General features: G+C 70.6%; 16 protein-coding genes. 4 read left to right on the forward strand and 12 right to left on the reverse strand.

Annotated elements, in window-relative coordinates; translation table 11 throughout:
- Positions 1-85 precede the first annotated feature (85 nt).
- Complete coding sequence (locus ABZ721_RS16035; RefSeq protein ID WP_358789227.1) at positions 86-1,252, reverse strand: adenosine deaminase; 1,167 nt, start codon at positions 1,250-1,252, stop codon at positions 86-88.
- 100 nt (positions 1,253-1,352) lie between these two features.
- Between ABZ721_RS16035 and ABZ721_RS16040 the strand changes: the two genes are divergently transcribed.
- Positions 1,353-2,129: an alpha/beta hydrolase gene (locus ABZ721_RS16040; protein WP_358789228.1), complete on the forward strand. Its 777-nt coding sequence runs from the start codon at positions 1,353-1,355 to the stop codon at positions 2,127-2,129.
- Between the two features lie 30 nt (positions 2,130-2,159).
- On the opposite strand, the gene ABZ721_RS16045 is transcribed toward ABZ721_RS16040, so the two are convergent.
- Positions 2,160-3,146, reverse strand: a complete 987-nt coding sequence (locus ABZ721_RS16045; protein WP_358789229.1) for a LysR family transcriptional regulator — start codon at positions 3,144-3,146, stop codon at positions 2,160-2,162.
- A gap of 92 nt (positions 3,147-3,238) precedes the next feature.
- On the opposite strand from ABZ721_RS16045, the gene ABZ721_RS16050 reads away from it, so the two are divergent.
- Entirely contained in the window at positions 3,239-4,573 is a 1,335-nt protein-coding gene (locus ABZ721_RS16050) for an MFS transporter (protein ID WP_358789230.1), read from the forward strand.
- A 208-nt stretch (positions 4,574-4,781) separates the two neighbouring features.
- On the opposite strand, the gene ABZ721_RS16055 is transcribed toward ABZ721_RS16050, so the two are convergent.
- On the reverse strand, positions 4,782-5,363 hold the full coding sequence (locus ABZ721_RS16055) for a Uma2 family endonuclease (RefSeq protein ID WP_358789231.1): 582 nt from the start codon (positions 5,361-5,363) through the stop codon (positions 4,782-4,784).
- The gene (locus ABZ721_RS16060; protein ID WP_358789232.1) at positions 5,360-5,866 is read right to left on the reverse strand and encodes an ATP-binding protein; all 507 of its coding nucleotides are present in this window, start codon (positions 5,864-5,866) and stop codon (positions 5,360-5,362) included. Before ABZ721_RS16060 ends, ABZ721_RS16055 begins: the two co-directional genes overlap by 4 nt.
- Before the next feature lie 274 nt (positions 5,867-6,140).
- Between ABZ721_RS16060 and ABZ721_RS16065 the strand changes: the two genes are divergently transcribed.
- Both ABZ721_RS16065 and ABZ721_RS16070 read left to right on the forward strand, forming a co-directional pair.
- Positions 6,141-7,025 (forward strand): helix-turn-helix transcriptional regulator, encoded by an 885-nt coding sequence (locus ABZ721_RS16065; protein ID WP_358789233.1) that lies wholly within the window; start codon positions 6,141-6,143, stop codon positions 7,023-7,025.
- 5 nt (positions 7,026-7,030) lie between these two features.
- Positions 7,031-7,249, forward strand: coding sequence for a DUF397 domain-containing protein (locus ABZ721_RS16070; RefSeq protein ID WP_358789234.1), 219 nt, complete (start codon positions 7,031-7,033; stop codon positions 7,247-7,249).
- Between the two features lie 138 nt (positions 7,250-7,387).
- Here ABZ721_RS16070 and ABZ721_RS16075 read toward each other — a convergent pair whose 3' ends face one another.
- From ABZ721_RS16075 to ABZ721_RS16110, 8 genes are all read right to left on the reverse strand, one after another.
- Entirely contained in the window at positions 7,388-8,665 is a 1,278-nt protein-coding gene (locus ABZ721_RS16075; RefSeq protein WP_358789235.1) for a thymidine phosphorylase, read from the reverse strand.
- Positions 8,666-8,677: 12 nt separating this feature from the next.
- Positions 8,678-9,091: a cytidine deaminase gene (locus ABZ721_RS16080; protein ID WP_358789350.1), complete on the reverse strand. Its 414-nt coding sequence runs from the start codon at positions 9,089-9,091 to the stop codon at positions 8,678-8,680.
- A gap of 35 nt (positions 9,092-9,126) precedes the next feature.
- Positions 9,127-10,353, reverse strand: a complete 1,227-nt coding sequence (locus ABZ721_RS16085) for an ABC transporter permease (RefSeq protein WP_358789351.1) — start codon at positions 10,351-10,353, stop codon at positions 9,127-9,129.
- 47 nt (positions 10,354-10,400) lie between these two features.
- Entirely contained in the window at positions 10,401-11,513 is a 1,113-nt protein-coding gene (locus tag ABZ721_RS16090; RefSeq protein ID WP_358789236.1) for an ABC transporter permease, read from the reverse strand.
- Positions 11,510-13,138 carry an ABC transporter ATP-binding protein gene (locus ABZ721_RS16095; RefSeq protein WP_358789352.1) on the reverse strand — a complete coding sequence of 543 codons (1,629 nt, stop codon included), beginning with the start codon at positions 13,136-13,138 and terminating at the stop codon, positions 11,510-11,512. The genes ABZ721_RS16090 and ABZ721_RS16095 overlap by 4 nt, the downstream gene beginning before the upstream one ends.
- A gap of 180 nt (positions 13,139-13,318) precedes the next feature.
- Positions 13,319-14,353, reverse strand: coding sequence for a BMP family ABC transporter substrate-binding protein (locus ABZ721_RS16100; protein WP_358789237.1), 1,035 nt, complete (start codon positions 14,351-14,353; stop codon positions 13,319-13,321).
- 153 nt (positions 14,354-14,506) lie between these two features.
- Positions 14,507-15,640: an amidohydrolase gene (locus tag ABZ721_RS16105; RefSeq protein WP_358789238.1), complete on the reverse strand. Its 1,134-nt coding sequence runs from the start codon at positions 15,638-15,640 to the stop codon at positions 14,507-14,509.
- A gap of 342 nt (positions 15,641-15,982) precedes the next feature.
- A complete protein-coding gene (locus ABZ721_RS16110; RefSeq protein ID WP_358789239.1) occupies positions 15,983-17,098 on the reverse strand; it encodes a hypothetical protein in 1,116 nt (371 codons plus the stop codon).
- Between the last annotated feature and the right edge of the window lie 89 nt (positions 17,099-17,187).

Raw genomic sequence — 17,187 nt, forward strand, 5'->3', positions numbered from 1 at the left:
ATGCACGCCTACCTGGCCCGGCGCTGAGCGCGGGTTGCGGCGCGGAGACGGCGGCACGGGCGGCGGCACGGTCGCGGTCGTCCGATCAGCCCTGCGACGCGGCAGAACCGCTGGCCAGCGCCGGTGCGACGACGGCCTGCTGGAACAGCCACTCCGCCTTCAGCTCGGCGTATCCGGGCTTGATTACGTCATTGATCATCGCGAGACGTTCATCGAAAGGGATGAATGCTGATTTCATCGCATTGACCGTAAACCACTGCAGGTCGTCGAGGGTGTAGTCGAACGCCTCGACCAGGTGGTCGAATTCACGGCTCATGCTCGTGCCGCTCATCAACCGGTTGTCGGTGTTCACCGTGACCCGGAAGTGCAGCCGGCGCAGCAGCCCGATGGGGTGCTCGGCGTACGAGGGGGCCGCCGCCGTCTGCAGGTTGGACGTCGGGCACATCTCCAGCGGGATCCGCTTGTCGCGGACGTAGCTCGCGAGCCGGCCCAGCTCGACCGTACCGTCCTCGGCGACCTGGATGTCGTCGATGATGCGCACGCCGTGTCCGAGCCGGTCGGCGCCGCACCACTGCAGCGCCTGCCAGATCGACGGCAGGCCGAAGGCCTCGCCCGCGTGGATCGTGAAGTGGTTGTTCTCCCGCTTGAGGTACTCGAAGGCGTCCAGGTGCCGGGTGGGCGGGAAGCCCGCCTCGGCGCCCGCGATGTCGAAGCCGACGACGCCGAGCTCCCGGTAGCGGTTGGCGAGTTCGGCGATCTCCAGCGAACGGGCCGCGTGCCGCATCGCGGTCAGCAGCGCGCCGACGCGGATGCGGTTGCCGTCCTCGCGCGCCCGGCGCTCGCCCTCCCGGAAGCCCTCGTTGACCGCCTCGACGACCTCTTCGAGGGTCAGTCCGGCTTCGAGGTGCTGCTCGGGGGCGTAGCGGATCTCCGCGTACACGACACCGTCGGCCGCGAGGTCCTCCGCGCACTCGGCGGCGACCCGCACCAGCGCCTCGCGGGTCTGCATGACCGCGCAGGTGTGGGCGAACGTCTCCAGGTACCGCTCCAGGGAGCCGGAGTCGGCCGCTTCGCGGAACCACGTGCCGAGCTTGTCCGGATCGGACTCGGGCAGACCGGCGTAGCCGACGGCGCGGGCGAGGTCGACGATCGTGCCGGGACGCAGCCCGCCGTCGAGGTGGTCGTGGAGGAGCACCTTGGGCGCGCGACGGATCTGGTCCGGGGTCGGGGTGCTCGTATTCTGGCTCTGCATCCACGAACGATAGCGCCTACGCGCGTAGATCGCCTCCCGTGACCGATTATTTTCCGCAGGGCCATGTAGTCGGCACCCCTCCTTCTGCCATCGTTGGGCCATGGCTTCGCAAGCGTTGACGGCGCGAGGTGCCCGGCTCGGCCGGCCGGTCGCGCCGGGACTCGTGCCCGCCCCGCGGCGCGAGACCGGAGGGACGGTCCGCGCCGTCGCCCTCGTCCTTCCCGGCGGCGACCCCGCCAGCACCCGGCGCCCCTCCTCCCTGGCCGCCGCCCTCATGCGGCCGCTCGCCCGCCACCTCGTGCGGGAGGGCAGGACGGGCGGCCTCGCCGCCCACGTGGTGCACTACCGCTACCGCGGCTGGAACGGCGGCAACGCCCATCCGGCGGCGGACGCCGAGTGGGCGGTCGGCGAGATCGTCCGCCGCTACGGCGACGTCCCGGTCTGCCTCGTCGGCATGGACATGGGAGCGCGCGCGGCCCTGCACGCCGCGGGCCACCCGGCCGTCAACTCCGTGGTGGCGCTCTCCCCCTGGCTGCCGCCCGGCGAGGAACCCGATCCGGTGAAGCAGCTCATCGGCCGGCAGGTCCTGATCGCCCACGGCACCGACGACTTCGCCACCGATCCCGAACTCTCCTACCTCCTCGCGGAACGCGCGAAGAAGGTCAACCGCGACGTCTGCCGCTTCGAGGTCCACACCGACGGCCACCACCTCACCCAGCACCGCGCCGAGATCGCCGCCCTCACCGCCGACTTCGCGCTGGGCGCCCTCCTGGGCCGGCCGTTCGCCCGCCCCATAGCCGACGCCCTGGCGGCGCCACCGCCGCTGGGCCTTCGGATGCCGCTCGCCTCCGGCTTCGGCCGGACGTCCCACCGCTGAACGCCGCGCGCTCGCGCCGGAAGACGCGGTTCACCGCGGCAGCAACTGCCCCCGCCGCGAGAGCAGGAACTTCTTGAACGCCGCCACCGGCGCCGTGTCCGGGTGGCCGTCCAGCCACGCCACCCCGATGTACCGGACCGCGCGCGGTGACGACACCGAAAGCTCCACCACCCCCGGCCGCGGCACCGCCGGCGGCGGCAGCAGGGCCACACCCAGCCCCGCCGCGACCAGGCCGCGCAACGTCTCCGCCTCCTCGCCCTCGAACGCCACCCGCGGCACGAACCCGGCCTCGGCGCACAGGTCGTCGGTGATCCGCCGCAGCCCGTAGCCGGGTTCGAGGGCGACGAACAGGTCGCCCGCCGCCTCGTCGAGCCGCACCCGCCTGCGGGTCGCCAGCCGGTGGTCGGCCGGGACCACAAGACGCAGCCGCTGCTCGTCGAGCCGCCGCACCACCAGGTCCGGGGCATCGGGCGGCGGCGACGTCAGGCACAGGTCGAGCTCTCCGGCGCGCAGCCGCTCCAGCATCGCCTCGGCGTAGTTCTGCACGAGCTGGAACTGCACGCGCGGATAGTCCGCGCGGAAGTCCCGCAGCAGCGACGGGACGGTCTCGGACCCGAGCGTGTGCAGGAAGCCGAACGCGACCTTGCCGGTGTGCGGGTCCGCGTCCACCCGCACCGCCTCGGCGGACCGCTCGACCTCGCCGAGCGCCCGCTCGGCCGCCGCCAGGAACGTGTGACCGGCGCGGGTCAGCCGGACGTTGCGGCCCCGGCGGGCGAAGAGCGCGACCCCCAGGTCGTGTTCCAGCCGGACCATCGCCCGGCTCAACGTCGACTGCGGCATTCCGAGTTGCTGCGCCGCGCGGGTCACGTGCTCGTGCCGCGCCACGGCGGCGAACTGGGCGAGGCGGGGCGCCAGCACCGCCGCCCAGGACTCGCCGTCCAGGTCGGCGGCGGCCGGCGGGACGGCGGGCGTCCGGCCTGTTACGGACGTGTCTTTTCCGTTGCTGGACGATGACACCGGCCCCGCTGACCTCGCTTCATGCTCCACAGCATCAATAGTGCACTGTTTGTGCATTGGACGCATAAATACTGCGGCCCTAGATTCATGGCATGCCTCCCGCCGATACGGAGGCGTCCGCCGCACCGCGCGCGGGCGCCTCCACTCCGTCGTCCCCCGACACCACCGCCGAAGCGGCGCACGCCACCAAGCTCAGCCCCGGCAGCCCCGGCTACCGCCGCGCCAACTTCGCGCTCTTCGCCGCCGGCCTGGCGACGTTCGCGCTCCTCTACTCCACGCAGGCGCTGCTCCCCGCGATCTCCGCCGACCTCGCGCTGACCCCGGCGCAGGCCAGCCTGACGGTCACCGCCACCACGGCCGCCCTCGCCGTCGCGCTGCTGCCGGTGAGCGCGCTCAGCGAGAAGTACGGCCGCACGGCGGTCATGACCGCCTCCGTCTTCAGCGCCGCGCTGCTGGCCCTCGTGATCCCGTTCGCCCCGGACCTCACCACGCTCGTCGTCCTGCGGGCCGCCCAGGGCGCGGCCCTGGCCGGCCTCCCCGCGACGGCCATGGCGTACCTCGCCGAGGAGATCCACCCCAAGGCGGTCGCGTCCGCGATCGGGCTGTACGTGGCGGGCAACAGCATCGGCGGCATGAGCTCGCGGGTGTTCTCCGGAGCGGTCTCGCAGGCACTCGGCTGGCGCACCGCGCTCTTCGTCGTCGGCCTCGTGGCACTGGCCTGCGCGGTCGCGTTCCGGCTGCTGGTACCGGCGGCCCGGAACTTCCAGCCGGGCCCGGTCAACCCGGCGGCCCTGCTGCGCACGGTCACCGCCCACCTCGGCAACCCGCTGCTGCGGCGCCTCTACGCGATCGGCCTGCTCTTCATGGCCGTCTTCGGCGCGGTCTACACCGTGCTGGGGTATCGGCTGATGGCTTCCCCGTTCTCGCTCTCGCAGACGGCGGTCGGCCTGATCTTCCTCGTGTACCTGGTGGGAACGGCGGCATCGGCGGGCTCCGGCGTCCTGCTGAGCCGGGTCGGCCGGCGGGGCGCGCTCTACGTCGCGGTGACCCTGGCGGGCACCGGGCTGCTGCTGAGCCTGTCGTCGTCGCTGGCGCTGGTCCTGGCCGGCCTCGTACTGATCACCGCCGGGTTCTTCACCGGCCACGCCGTGGCCTCGTCGGCGGTCAGCCGCACGGCGACGGTTGGGCGCGCCCAGGCTTCCGCGCTATACCTGACGGCTTACTACGTGGGGAACAGCGTGGGCGGCACGGTGGGCGCGTCCGCGTACCACTCCATGGGGTGGGGCGGGACGGCGGCGTTCGGTGGCCTGGCCCTGGCGGGCGTCGCGGGCATCACCCTCTACGCGACGCGGCGGGCTGCGGTCTCCGCGCGGCGGGCGGGTGCCTTCGCGCTACGCGCCGGGGTGGGGCCTCTGCGGGACAGGTAGCAGGCCGGGCGCCCTTCGCGCTGCGGCGCCGGAGTGGGGCCCCTGCGGGACAGGTAGCAGGTCGGGCGCCGGGCCCTCCGGTGCAGGGGTCCGAAATCGTATATTTACGGGCGTGGCCGCCCACAAATACACGGCAGCATTTCGGACCCCTGCACCTGCGGACCCGTCACCCTCACGTTCCAGCTCGTCGGTCGGCTGGGCCCGGCGCTCAGCAGACGGGGTACGTCCGGGTGTCCAACGTGATGCCGAACGGCTCGGGCAGCGTGACCGGATCGCCGAACTTCACCGCGCGGTGGCAGCGGTAGTAGATCCCCTGGGGCTCGGCGAAAAGGGTGACGGTCGGACCACCGGGCGCCCAGCCGTCGATGAGTAGGTACAGCGGCACTCCGGCGCAGGCGTAGGCGGCGGGTTTGCCGGTCCGGTCCGGGCTCGCGGTTCCCGGGGAGGTGATCTCGGCGACGAGATGAGCCTCATCGGCGGGGATGAAGTAGCCCGGGGTCCGCAGGGCTGACACTGGTGCGATCACCAGGTCGGGAACGCAGAGGCTTTGGCGCGAAGGGATGGCGACGCCCAGCCGCTGGTAGATCCCCACGTCATCAGGAATCACCCCGTACAAGGGACGCTGCACCTTCGCGGCGATGATGTTGTGGGCCTTGCTGGGGGGTGGGGTCACGGTAATGATCCCCTCGATGATCTGCGCCGTGCAGCCCTCGGGAACGTCCGTCTCTTCCCAGATGCGGACCAGGCCGTCCCAGCGGTATTCGCCGGGCTCGACGTTGAGTGCGCTCATGGTGCGATCCCAGCACGCAGAACGGGATCGCTGGGCGTCTGCTGATCCCGTTCACCCATATTGGGAAGCTGCGGATCGGAGCCCTTAGGGGCCACCTGGGCCCAGACGCGCTTGCCGACGCCCACGCGGGTGTTCACACCCCAGCAGCCGTCAGTCAGTGCGTGCACCAGCGCGAGGCCACGCCCGCGCTCGTCGTCGTCGGACGCACGCCGCAGCTCCGGCCGCTTCGCGTTCGCGTCGTGCACCTCGATGCGTACGCCGCCCGCCAGCCGGATGACCCGCGTCTCGATCCGCCGCCCCGGCACCCCACCGTGCATCACGGCGTTGGTCATCAGTTCGGAGATCACGAGCGCGGCGGATTCGGACAGCTCGGCCAGCCCCCAGCCGGTGAGCGCCTCCTCCAGCATGCGGCGGGCGTGGTCGACCGAGCAGGGGGAGGACGGCCAGCTCGTCGTCACCACGGCGCCCTCGGCGCGAACTCCCCGGCTGGGTACCTGCTGCATGGTCGTGCCTCCGTCGTTCCGGGGTTGCCCCGACATCGTTACTCTCGGCGCATATGCGCGTGCTCTATGTGAGCAACTGCATGCCAGCGTGGCAGTCCCGGCGCTACGGTGACAGTGTTCGGTGGAATTCTGGTCGTCAAAATTGAGCGCGAATTCCCCTGCCGAGGAGGCAGGTTCACGCCCACTTCCGGGATCTCCCGCTGCGACGCAGAAGGTTTCTTGCAGGCGCGGAACCTTCGCAGACACACTGGAAAACTGCGCGAAGGAGCAGCAGATGATCACGGACGTGGAGGCGGCAACCCCCGCCCTGTGTCGACTCCAGTTGGGAAGCGAGCTGCGACAACTCCGTCTGGCCTCCGGGCTCAAGGGCTCTCAGGTGGTGCAGAAGCTGCGGTGGAGTCCTTCGAAGCTGACCCGGCTCGAAACCGGCGAGAACTCATCTGTCGAGCCCGACGACGTAGTGGCTCTGTGCGACATCTACGACGCGGATGCGGAGACGCGTGCTCGGCTGCACGGGTACTCGGTCGTTACCCGAACCAAGCGGGATTGGTGGCTCACCCGCGAGTACCGCCCCGTCATCGCCCCTGGCTTCAAGGCGTTTCTCGACCTCGAAGCCACCGCAACAGCTGTCCAGACGTACCAGTCCGAGTTCGTCCCCGGCCTGTTGCAGACCGAGGCGTATGTCCGCGCGACTCATCAGCGATCGCTCATGGAACTATCTGCCGAAGACGTTGACCGCATGACTGCCGTGCGGACCACCCGACAGGAGATCCTGGCGCGCCCCAACTCACCGCTGAAGTACTTGGCGATCATCAACGAGGCGGTGCTGCTCCGGAATGTAGGTGGGGCGTCCGTCATGCGCGACCAGCTCACCCACATCGTTCACATGGTCGAGTCACGGCCCAACGTGCGGGTACAGGTCGCCCCGTTCCGCTCCGGAGCTCACCCAGGGATGAACGGAGCGTTCGTCGTCTTCCAGTTCCCGGAGAAGCTCGCGCTGAAGCCGATGGTCTACCTGGAAAACCTGGGGGACGCCTGGGTCAAGCGCAGTGATAGTGACGTCGAGCAGTACGCCGACGCGTTCTCCGAGTTGCAGTCCCTCGCCTCGGGACCACAGGAGTCCCTAAGCATGATCAAGGAAGCGATCAAGGAGCATTGATACCGATGATCACCAAGGCTGATGCCCTGCACAACGCCCAGTGGTTCAAGTCGAGCTACAGCAATGACCATGGCGGCGACTGCATCGAGGGCGCCCGCCTTGCGGACGGCTCGATGGCCGTCCGGGACTCCAAGGACCCGCACGGGCCCACCCTGCTCTTCACCGCCGACGCCTGGCGGGCGTTCGCGTCCGCAGTCGGCGACGGCGAGTTCCCCGGCGTCTGAGCGGAGGGGGGTGGGGGCGGAGGGGGTGGGTTTCGAAATGCTGCCGTGTATTTGTGGGCCCCCAGGGCCCGTAAATATACGATTTCGAAACCCACCCCCGGAGTCACCGGCCCCCGGCCCGCCCCCGCACCCGCACAATCAGGCGATCCGGTCCAAAACGATCGGCTTCGGTTCGAACGTCGCGTCCGCCGGGCCGACCAGGATGCCGCCGTGGAGGGCCTCCAGGGCGTACGCGAACTTCTCCGGGGTGTCCGTGTGCAGGGTCATGAGGGGCTGGCCCGCCACCACCTTGTCGCCCGGCTTCGCGTGCAGCTCGATGCCCGCGCCCAGCTGCACCACGTCCTCCTTGCGCGCGCGGCCCGCGCCCAGGCGCCAGGCCGCGATGCCGACGGCGTACGCGTCGAGGATCTCCAGCACGCCGCTCGTCGAGGCGTTCACGACGTGCTGCTCCCGCGCCACCGGCAACGCCGCGTCGGGGTCGCCGCCCTGCGCGGCGATCATGCGGCGCCAGACGTCCATCGCGGAGCCGTCCGCGAGGGCCTTCGCCGGGTCGGCGTCGCGCAGACCCGCCGCGTCCAGCATCTCGCGCGCCAGCGCCAGCGTCAGCTCGACGACGTCGGCCGGGCCACCGCCCGCCAGCACCTCGACGGACTCGCGGACCTCCAGCGCGTTGCCGGCGGTCAGCCCCAGCGGGGTCGACATGTCGGTGAGGAGGGCGACCGTGCGCACGCCGTGGTCCGTGCCGAGGCCGACCATGGTCGAGGCCAGCTCGCGCGCGTCCTCGATGGTCTTCATGAAGGCGCCGGTGCCGACCTTCACGTCGAGCACGAGCGAGCCCGTGCCCTCGGCGATCTTCTTCGACATGATCGAGGAGGCGATGAGCGGGATCGCCTCGACGGTGCCCGTGACGTCGCGCAGCGCGTACAGCTTCTTGTCGGCGGGGGCGAGGCCGTCACCCGCCGCGCAGATGACCGCGCCGGTCCCCCGCAGCACGTCGAGCATCTCGGCGTTGGAGAGCGACGCGCGCCAGCCCGGGATGGACTCCAGCTTGTCGAGCGTGCCGCCGGTGTGGCCGAGGCCGCGGCCGGAGAGCTGCGGGACGGCCGCGCCGCACGCGGCGACGAGCGGCGCCAGCGGCAGGGTGATCTTGTCACCGACACCACCGGTGGAGTGCTTGTCGGCGGTGGGGCGCGGCAGCGAGGAGAAGTCCATCCGCTCGCCGGAGTTGATCATCGCGGCGGTCCAGCGGGCGATCTCCGCGCGGTCCATGCCGTTGAGCAGGATCGCCATGGCGAGCGCGGACATCTGCTCGTCGGCCACGGCACCGCGGGTGTACGCGTCGATGACCCAGTCGATCTGCTCGTCGCTGAGGCGGCCGCGGTCGCGCTTGGTGCGGATGACGGAAATGACGTCCATGACAGGGGTTCCTTAGCGGTTCAGGTCTTCGAGGCCGAAGGCGTCCGGCAGGACTTCGCTCATCGGGACGACGCCGCGCGCCGTGTCGACGAGGAGGTCCGGGCCGCCGTTCTCCCACAGCAGCTGGCGGCACCGCCCGCACGGCATCAGCAGGTTGCCGCGCAGGTCCACGCAGGTGAAGGCGGTGAGCTTGCCGCCGCCCGAGGCGTGCAGCGCGGAGATCAGGCCGCACTCGGCGCAGAGCGCGACGCCGTAGGCCGCGTTCTCGACGTTGCAGCCGACGACGATCCGGCCGTCGTCGACGAGGGCGGCCGCGCCGACCGGGAACTTGGAGTACGGGGCGTACGCCCGGGACATGATGTCCCGGGCGTGCTTCCGCAGGCCGTCCCAGTCGACGGAATCGACGGAATCCGAGCCGACGTCAATGCCGGCACCGGAAGACCCCTCGGGAGGAGAATTCGTCACTTGCCCTGGCCCTTTCGGTACGGCTGGCCGTCGGCCTTCGGCATCCGCAGTCGCTGCGAGGCGAGCGCGAGGACCAGCAGGGTGACGATGTACGGCGTGGCACCGACGAGCTGGTCGGGCACGGTGTCGGTCAGCGCGTACCAGACCACCAGCAGCACGGCGACGGCAGCGCCGATCACCGCCGGGACGTACTTCTTCTGGTAGAGCCGCCAGGCGGCCAGCGCGACCAGGGCGACCGCGAGCGCCAGCAGCAGCGCGTGCACGGTCTGGCCGCCGTTGCGCAGTTGCAGGCTGTCGGAGTAGCCGAAGAGGCCGGCGCCCATGGCGAGCCCGCCGGGCCGCCAGTTGCCGAAGATCATGGCGGCGAGGCCGATGTAGCCGCGGCCGCCCGTCTGGCCCTCGTTGTAGATGTGCGAGGGGACGATGGCGAGGAAGGCGCCGCCGAGGCCGGCGAGGCCGCCGGAGGCGATGACCGCCAGGTACTTGTACTTGTAGACGTTGACGCCCAGCGACTCGGCGGCGATCGGGTTCTCACCGCAGGAGCGCAGCCGCAGGCCGAACGCGGTCCGCCACAGGATGTAGAACGTGGCCACGAAGAGCAGCGCGGCCAGGATGGTCAGCGACGACAGGTCGGTGACCAGGCCGCCGATGATCCCGGCGAGGTCGGAGACCAGGAACCAGTGGTGGCCTTCGATGGTGTGCAGCCAGTCGGAGAGGCCGGGGACGGTGAACGACTTGATGTCGTCCATCGGGGGCGACTGCTTGGGGCTGCCGCCCTTCTCCGCCGCCTCGCCGAGGCTGAACCAGATCTTCGCCAGGTACTGCGTGGCGCCCAGCGCCAGGATGTTGATCGCCACACCGGAGACGATGTGGTCGACGCCGAAGGTCACGGTCACGACGGCGTGGATCAGCCCGCCGAGCGCGCCGCCGACGATGCCGGCGACGACCGCGAGCCACGGGTTGGTCTGCCAGCCCGCCCATGCCCCGAAGAACATGCCGAGCATCATCATGCCCTCGAGGCCGATGTTGACCACGCCGGCCCGCTCCGACCACAGGCCGCCGAGCCCGGCGAGGCCGATCGGCACGGCCATGGTCAGGGCGCCGGAGATCTGTCCCGAGGACGTCATGTCGTTGGCGCCGGTGATGGCGCGGACCGCGGAGATGAGGATCAGCGCACCCGCGACGATCAGCAGCACGCGGGAGAGGGTGAGCTTGGCGCGGATCTTGGCCGCGGGGCTCTTGGCGTTCTTGCCGGGGGTAGCCGTGGCGCTCACGCTGCCACCTCCTGCTTGGCGTTACGGGCCTGGGCGGCGAGTTCTTCGCCGACCTTCTGTTGCTGGCGTTTGATGCCGTAGCGGCGGACGACCTCGTAGGCGATGACGACGCAGAGCACGATGATGCCCTGCATGACGCCGACGATCTCCTTGTCGTAGTCCTCGAACTCCAGCTTGCTGGAGGCGATCTCGAGGAAGCCCCACAGCAGCGCGGCGAGCGCGATGCCGATCGGGTGGTTGCGGCCGAGCAGCGCCACCGCGATGCCCGTGAAGCCGATGCCGGCCGGGAACTCGGTGCTGAACTCGTGCGCGTTGTTGAGCAGCACCGGCATGCCGACCAGGCCGGCGATGGCGCCCGACAGCAGCATGCTGGTGATGACCATGCGCTTGACGTTGACGCCGCTGGCGCCTGCCGCGGACTCGGACTGGCCGACCGTCCGCAGGTCGAAGCCGAAGCGGGTGCGGGACAGGCCGAACCAGTACAGGACGCCGACCAGGACGGCGACGACGATGAAGCCCCAGACGGTGCCGTCCGAGCCCATGTCGAACCCGAAGAAGTGCCCCGAGGCGGGGAGTTCCTTGGTGGAGACCGAGTTGGTGTCCGCGTGGAGTTCGGCGAGCCGGCCGGGGATCATGAAGTAGCCGATCACCGCGGTGGCGATGGCGTTCAGCATGATCGTGGTGATGACCTCGCTGACGCCCCGGGTCACCTTCAGCACCCCGGCGATCCCCGCCCACATCGCGCCGACGAGCATCGCGGTGAGGATGATCAGCGGGATCTGGACGAAGGAGGGCAGGTTCACCGCGCCGCCGACGACGGCGGCGAAGAACGCCGCCAGGCGGTACTGGCCGTCGACGCCGATGTTGAACAGGTTCATCCGGAAGCCGATGGCCACCGCGATGCCGGCGAGGTAGTACGGCGTCGCCTTGTTGAGGATGAAGACCTGGCTGTCGCTGGTCAGGCCCTTGTCGAACATCACGTTGAACGCGTGGAACGGTTCCTTGCCGGTGGCCAGGAGCACGAGCGCGGTGAGGACGAAGGCGGCGACGATCGCGAGTACGGGAGCGGCCAGGCCGAGGATCAGCCGGTCCTTGTCGAACTTCTTCATCGGTCCTCTCCTCCGGCATCCGTGTGCTCGAGGTGGCCGGAAGCGGCGCCGGTCATGGCGGAACCCAGCTCCTCAGGAGTGATCGTGGCGGGGTCGGCGTCCGCGACCAGGCGGCCGCGGTACATCACCCGCAGGGTGTCGGACAGGCCGATCAGCTCGTCCAGGTCGGCGGAGATCAGCAGCACGGCGAGGCCCTCGCGGCGGGCCTGCCGGATCTGGTCCCAGATCTGTGCCTGCGCGCCGACGTCCACACCGCGGGTCGGGTGGGCGGCGATCAGCAGCTTGGGCAGGTGGCTCATCTCGCGGCCGACGATCAGCTTCTGCTGGTTGCCGCCGGAGAGGGAGGCCGCGGTGACCTCGATGCCGGGCGTGCGGACGTCGTACTCCTTGACGATCCGCTCGGTGTCGCGGCGGGCCGCGGTCAGGTCCAGCAGCGCGCCCCGGCTGTTGGGCTTCTCGGTGACGTGGCCGAGGATGCGGTTCTCCCACAGCGTGCCCTCGAGGAGCAGGCCGTGCCGGTGGCGGTCCTCGGGGATGTACCCGATCCCGTCCTCGCGGCGCTTGCGGGTGGGGGCGGTGGTGATGTCGACGCCCTCGAGCTTGACGGTGCCGGCGTCGAGGCCGCGCATCCCCATCAGGGCTTCGACCAGTTCAGCCTGGCCGTTGCCCTCCACACCTGCGATTCCGAGAATCTCGCCCTTGTGAATCGTGAGGGAGATGTCGTCAAGGACCATCCGCGCGTCGGCGGCCTTCATCTTGTCGACGTAGAGAATGCTGACGGACGTATGACGGCCCGCGGGCTTCGTCGACTGCATGCCCTGGTCGATCAGCGAGAGGTTGCTGACCTCCAGCAGGACCTCGCTCGTCACCGTCGACTCGCGCGTCTCCGGCGACGGCAGCTCGCTGCCGACCATGAGTTCGGCGAGCTGCTTGACGGTGACCGTCTTCGGGTCGGCGTCGCCGACCGTCGTGCCGCGGCGGATGACCGTGATCGCGTCGGCGACCGACAGCACCTCGCCCAGCTTGTGCGAGATGAAGATGATCGTCAGGCCCTCGGACTTGAGCTCGCGGAGGTTGGCGAAGAGCGCTTCGACCTCCTGCGGCACGAGGACCGCGGTCGGCTCGTCCAGGATCAGGGTGCGGGCGCCGCGGTAGAGGACCTTGAGGATCTCCACGCGCTGGCGGTCGGCGACTCCGAGATCCTCGACGAGGAGGTCGGGGCGGACGCCGAGGCCGTACGCGTCGGAGAGCTCCTTGATCTTGGCGCGGGCCTTGCCGCCGATGCCGTGCAACTGCTCCGCGCCGAGAACGATGTTCTCCAGCACGGTGAGGTTGTCGGCCAGCATGAAGTGCTGGTGCACCATCCCGATGCCGAGCCGGATGGCGTCGGCCGGGGTGTGCAGATCGGCCTTCGTGCCGTCGAGGGTGATGGTCCCCTCGTCGGGGCGCTGCATCCCGTAGAGGATCTTCATGAGCGTCGACTTGCCCGCGCCGTTCTCACCCACCAGGGCGTGGACGGTGCCACGGAGCACGGTGATGTCGATGTCACGGTTGGCGACGACGCCGGGGAAGCGTTTGGTGATGCCGCGCAGTTCGACGGCGGGGGGACTGCTGGACGCGTTGATGACGCACTCTCCTCGCGGGGCAGAGCGGAGCGGTGGGGGCGAACGTATCGCGAGGATCGGACTCTACGCGCGTAGCGGCGCCAGATCCACAGTTGTCGCGGGATACATACGGCCAGGGGCAGCAAAGGCGCGGGGCCCGGCAGGGAACGTTGAGCTCCCTGCCGGGCCCCGCGTCGGCGATCAGCTGCTCGGGGTCGTCTGGACCTTCAGCGTGCCGTCGGTGATCTTCTTCGTGGCGGCGTCGATCTGCGCCTTGATGTCGTCGATGTAGCCACCGGAGGTGGCCAGGCCGACGCCACCCGCCTTGAGGTCGTAGACGTGCGTGCCGACCAGCGGCTTGCCGTCCTTGACGCTCTTGATGACCTCGTAGACCGCACCGTCGACGTTCTTCACGGCGGAGGTGAGGATCGAGTCCTTCCACTGCGCCAGGCCCTTGTCCTGGTACTGGTCGCCGTCGACGCCGATGGCCCAGGTGCCCTTCTTGCCCGCGACGGCCTCGATGGCGCCGGAGCCGGAGCTGCCCGCGGCCGCGTAGACCACGTCGATGTTGCGGTCGAGCATGCCCTTGGCCTTGGCCTTGCCCTCGGCCGGCTTCGCGAAGCCGGAGAAGTCGCCGCCCTGGGTGATGTACTCGATGTCGACGGTGGCCGCCGGCTTGGTGTCCTTGACGCCCTGCTGGAAGCCGCCCGCGAACTTCTTGATCAGCGTGGTGTCCACACCGCCGATGAAGCCGATCTTGTTCGTCTTGGTCTTCAGCGCGGCGGCGACGCCCGCCAGGTAGGAGCTCTGCTCCTCGGTGAAGTTGATGCTGTCGATGTTGGCGCCCTCGACCACGGAGTCGACGATCGCGAACGTCACCTTCGGGAACTTCTTCGAGACGACCTTCACCGAGTCGGCGTAGGCGAAGCCGACACCGATGACCGGGTTGTAGCCCGCACCGGCGAGGTCGTTGAGCTTCTGCTCGCGGTCGGCCTCGGTGTCGGTGTTCTTCGCGGTGAGCTCCTTGGAGCCCAGCTTGAATTCCGCCTTGGCCTTGTCCAGGCCCTTCGCGGCGGAGTCGTTGAAGGAGTGGTCGCCCCGGCCGCCGACGTCGTAGGCGATGCCTACGCCCTTGTCCTTGCTGTCGTCCGAGCTGCTGCTGCCGCACGCGGTGGCAGTGAGGGCGAGGGCCGCGGAAGCGACACCCGCGGCAACGATCTTGGTAACCCGGCGCACGAGGGTCCCCTTCATTCGAAAGCGCCCCGTCCGGCGCTGGCTAAGCGGGAGCTTAACGCGCGTAGATGTCAGGTAAAGGCTGAATGAAGACCTGTTATCGGATCGACGCATTTCGGCCAGGTGAACCACCCGTGAGCGTCCTGCCACCCACCGTCAGACCAGCAGCGCAGCCCCTGTGAGCAGCTCCGCGCCGATCACCACCGGGTCCTCGGAGCCCGCCGGTTCACCCGGATGGGCGCCGTGTCGCGGCGGCCCCAGGGCGGGGCGCGTCCCGAGCCGGGCGAGCGCTCCCGGCACGTGCTCCAGGTACCAGGCGAAGTCCTCGTACGCGAGGCTCTGGCCGGAGTCCTCGACGGCGTGCGCGCCGCGGCTCCGCTTCATGGCCTCCCGCAGCAGCTCCGTCGACGCCATCTCGTTGACGACCGGCGGGACGACGCGCTGGTACCGGATCTCGCACTTCGCCCGGTACGTGCCGGCCACCTGGTCGATCACCTCGTGCACCAGGTCGGGCGCGTCGCGCCACGCCACCGGGTCCAGGAAGCGGACGGTGCCCTCCAGCTCCGCGTGCTGCGGGATGACGTTGCAGGCGTGGCCGGCCTCGACGCGGTCCCACACGACCCGGACGCCGGAGCGCGGGTCCATCCTGCGGGCCAGCACCGCCGGCAGCTCGATGGCCATCTTCGCGGTGGCCATCACGAGGTCGGTCGTCAGGTGCGGGCGGGCGCTGTGGCCGCCCGCGCCGTCGAGCTTCAGCACCAGGCTGCCGACGGCCGCGGTGATCGGGCCCTGCCGCAGGCCGACCCGTCCGGCGTCGAGGGACGGGTCGCCGTGCACGGCGAGGATGCGGTCGACGTCGTCCAGCACCCGCGCCTCGATGGCGCCGAGCGCGCCGCCCGTGCCGGACGGGGCCGCCGCGCCCGCGGGCCCCAGGATCAGCCGCACCGGGCGCGGGAGGGTGCCCTCGCGCTCCAGGGCGGCGAGCGTCAGACCGGCGCCGAGCAGCACCGCGGGGAGGTCGCTGTGGAGGGCGAGGCGCGGGCGGGCGGGGTCGGTGGCACCGATGTCGCAGACGGTTCCGGCTCCGCCGGGCAGCGCCCACGGACGCAGTCCGTCCTGCTCCAGCCGGGCGCGGACGGCCTTGGCGGCGGCCTCGCCGTCCTGCCGTCCGGCGGCGGGGTGCAGGCCGAAGTCCCGGTGGAACGCGATCAGTTCGGCGCGCAGCCCGGCGGGCAGCGCGCCGGATGGCACTGCGGGTGAGTCGTTCACCTCCGACAGCGTAGGCCCCATGAGAGATCCTCCAGCATTGATCGAGAGAAATTCGTTCCTGTTGGAGGAGAAGAAATCACCCGATCGGCGCATACCCAATCCCTCCGGGGGGTAACTCGCCCTGTTGGGCCCGTACCACCCCTACCATCCTCGCTCAACGACTCAGCGATCGCGAGGCAACGGCTCCACCTGCGGTCGGAAGGCTAGGGGCGGGGCGTCGCGGGCCGCTCGAACCGCGCGGGTCGCGCGTCCGGACATCGCCGCAAGGCGCCGGACGCCGGTCGGTCGGCCCGGCTGCGGGCAGCCGGCCGTGACGGACGTCACGCCGTCGCGGGCGTCACGCCGTCGCGGGTTCGCGGGTGTTCAGGCCGTCGCCGTCGCCGATGTCAGGCCGTGCAGGTCCCTGGCCGTGCCGGTGATGCCGGAGAGGAAGCCCTGCGCGCGCGGGGAGGCGGTGTGGGTGAGCCAGGCCTCGTCGATGTCGCGGACGACGACCTTCACCCCCGTCCCGGCCAGCGCGAGCGGCAGCGTGTGGACGACCGTGGAGGGGAAGCTGAGGACGGTGTGGCCGATCGGCCCCCGCCGGGCGACGAGTTCCAGCGGCAGGTCGGGGCGGACGATCTCCAGCCCGGTCTCGACGGCGAGCCGGTGCAGCTTGGCGGTGTCCTCGCGGCGGTGCGCGAAGTAGCGGGTGGCGCCGTGGGTTTCGGCGAGGGCGCCGACCGCCGCGAGGTAGCGGTCGAGGTCGACGACGCCGGTCTCGACGAGGGACGTGCCGATGATGTCGGTGCCCGCGCTGATGCGCGGCGGACCGAAGCGCGACCGCGTCCACGCGAACCGGTTGGCGCGCAGCGCCATTCCGGTCGGCGGCGTCGCGGGCATCGCGCTGAAGAGTTCGACGGTGCGGCGGCGGCCGGGGGTCAGCCGGCGGCGGGCCGCCGAGGCGAAGACGGCGAAGGCCGCGTCGGCGGGCGAGCGCCGGCCGGCGCGGTGCCAGCGCACCAGGCGGCCGCCGCTGCTGAGGATCTCGGTGAACTCCATGGTGGCGGTGCCGTCGTCGACCACGGTGATCTCCCGGGCCCGGCACAGCGGCAGCAGCACCTGCACCAGCCGGGAGAACGGGTCGCCGATCACCAGGTGCCGCAGGCGCAGGAGCAGCGGCGCCAGGGTCAGTGCGGTGCGCAGCAGGCCGAGCCGGTTGCTGCGGGCCTCGAACCAGCGGACGTCGATGCCGTCGTCCCGGGCCAGCTCCGCCATCCGGCGCAGCTGCCCGCGGCTCATCGGGTCGCGGGGCGAGAGCACCACGACCGTGAGCGGTCCGGTGACCGGGCCGCCGCCCGGGACGGCCGGAGCCGTCCCGGGACGCGGTGCGGCGGCCGCGGTCGGGGGGTGTACGTGCGACCACTCCAGGACGTTGAGGAGCTGGACAGGGGACTCGACCAGTGCGAGCGGTCCCCGGCCGGTTGCGGGCGCGGTCATCCCGGTACTCCTCATGTCCGTGGTTCGACTGGGTCGACTGAGTCGAACGGGTCGCGTGGTGCGCTGTGCCCTCGGGTCATGGGGGCGCG

Origin of the sequence: Streptomyces sp. NPDC006733 (genome assembly GCF_040636125.1) — a bacterium.
In the GTDB taxonomy this organism is placed as follows: domain Bacteria; phylum Actinomycetota; class Actinomycetes; order Streptomycetales; family Streptomycetaceae; genus Actinacidiphila.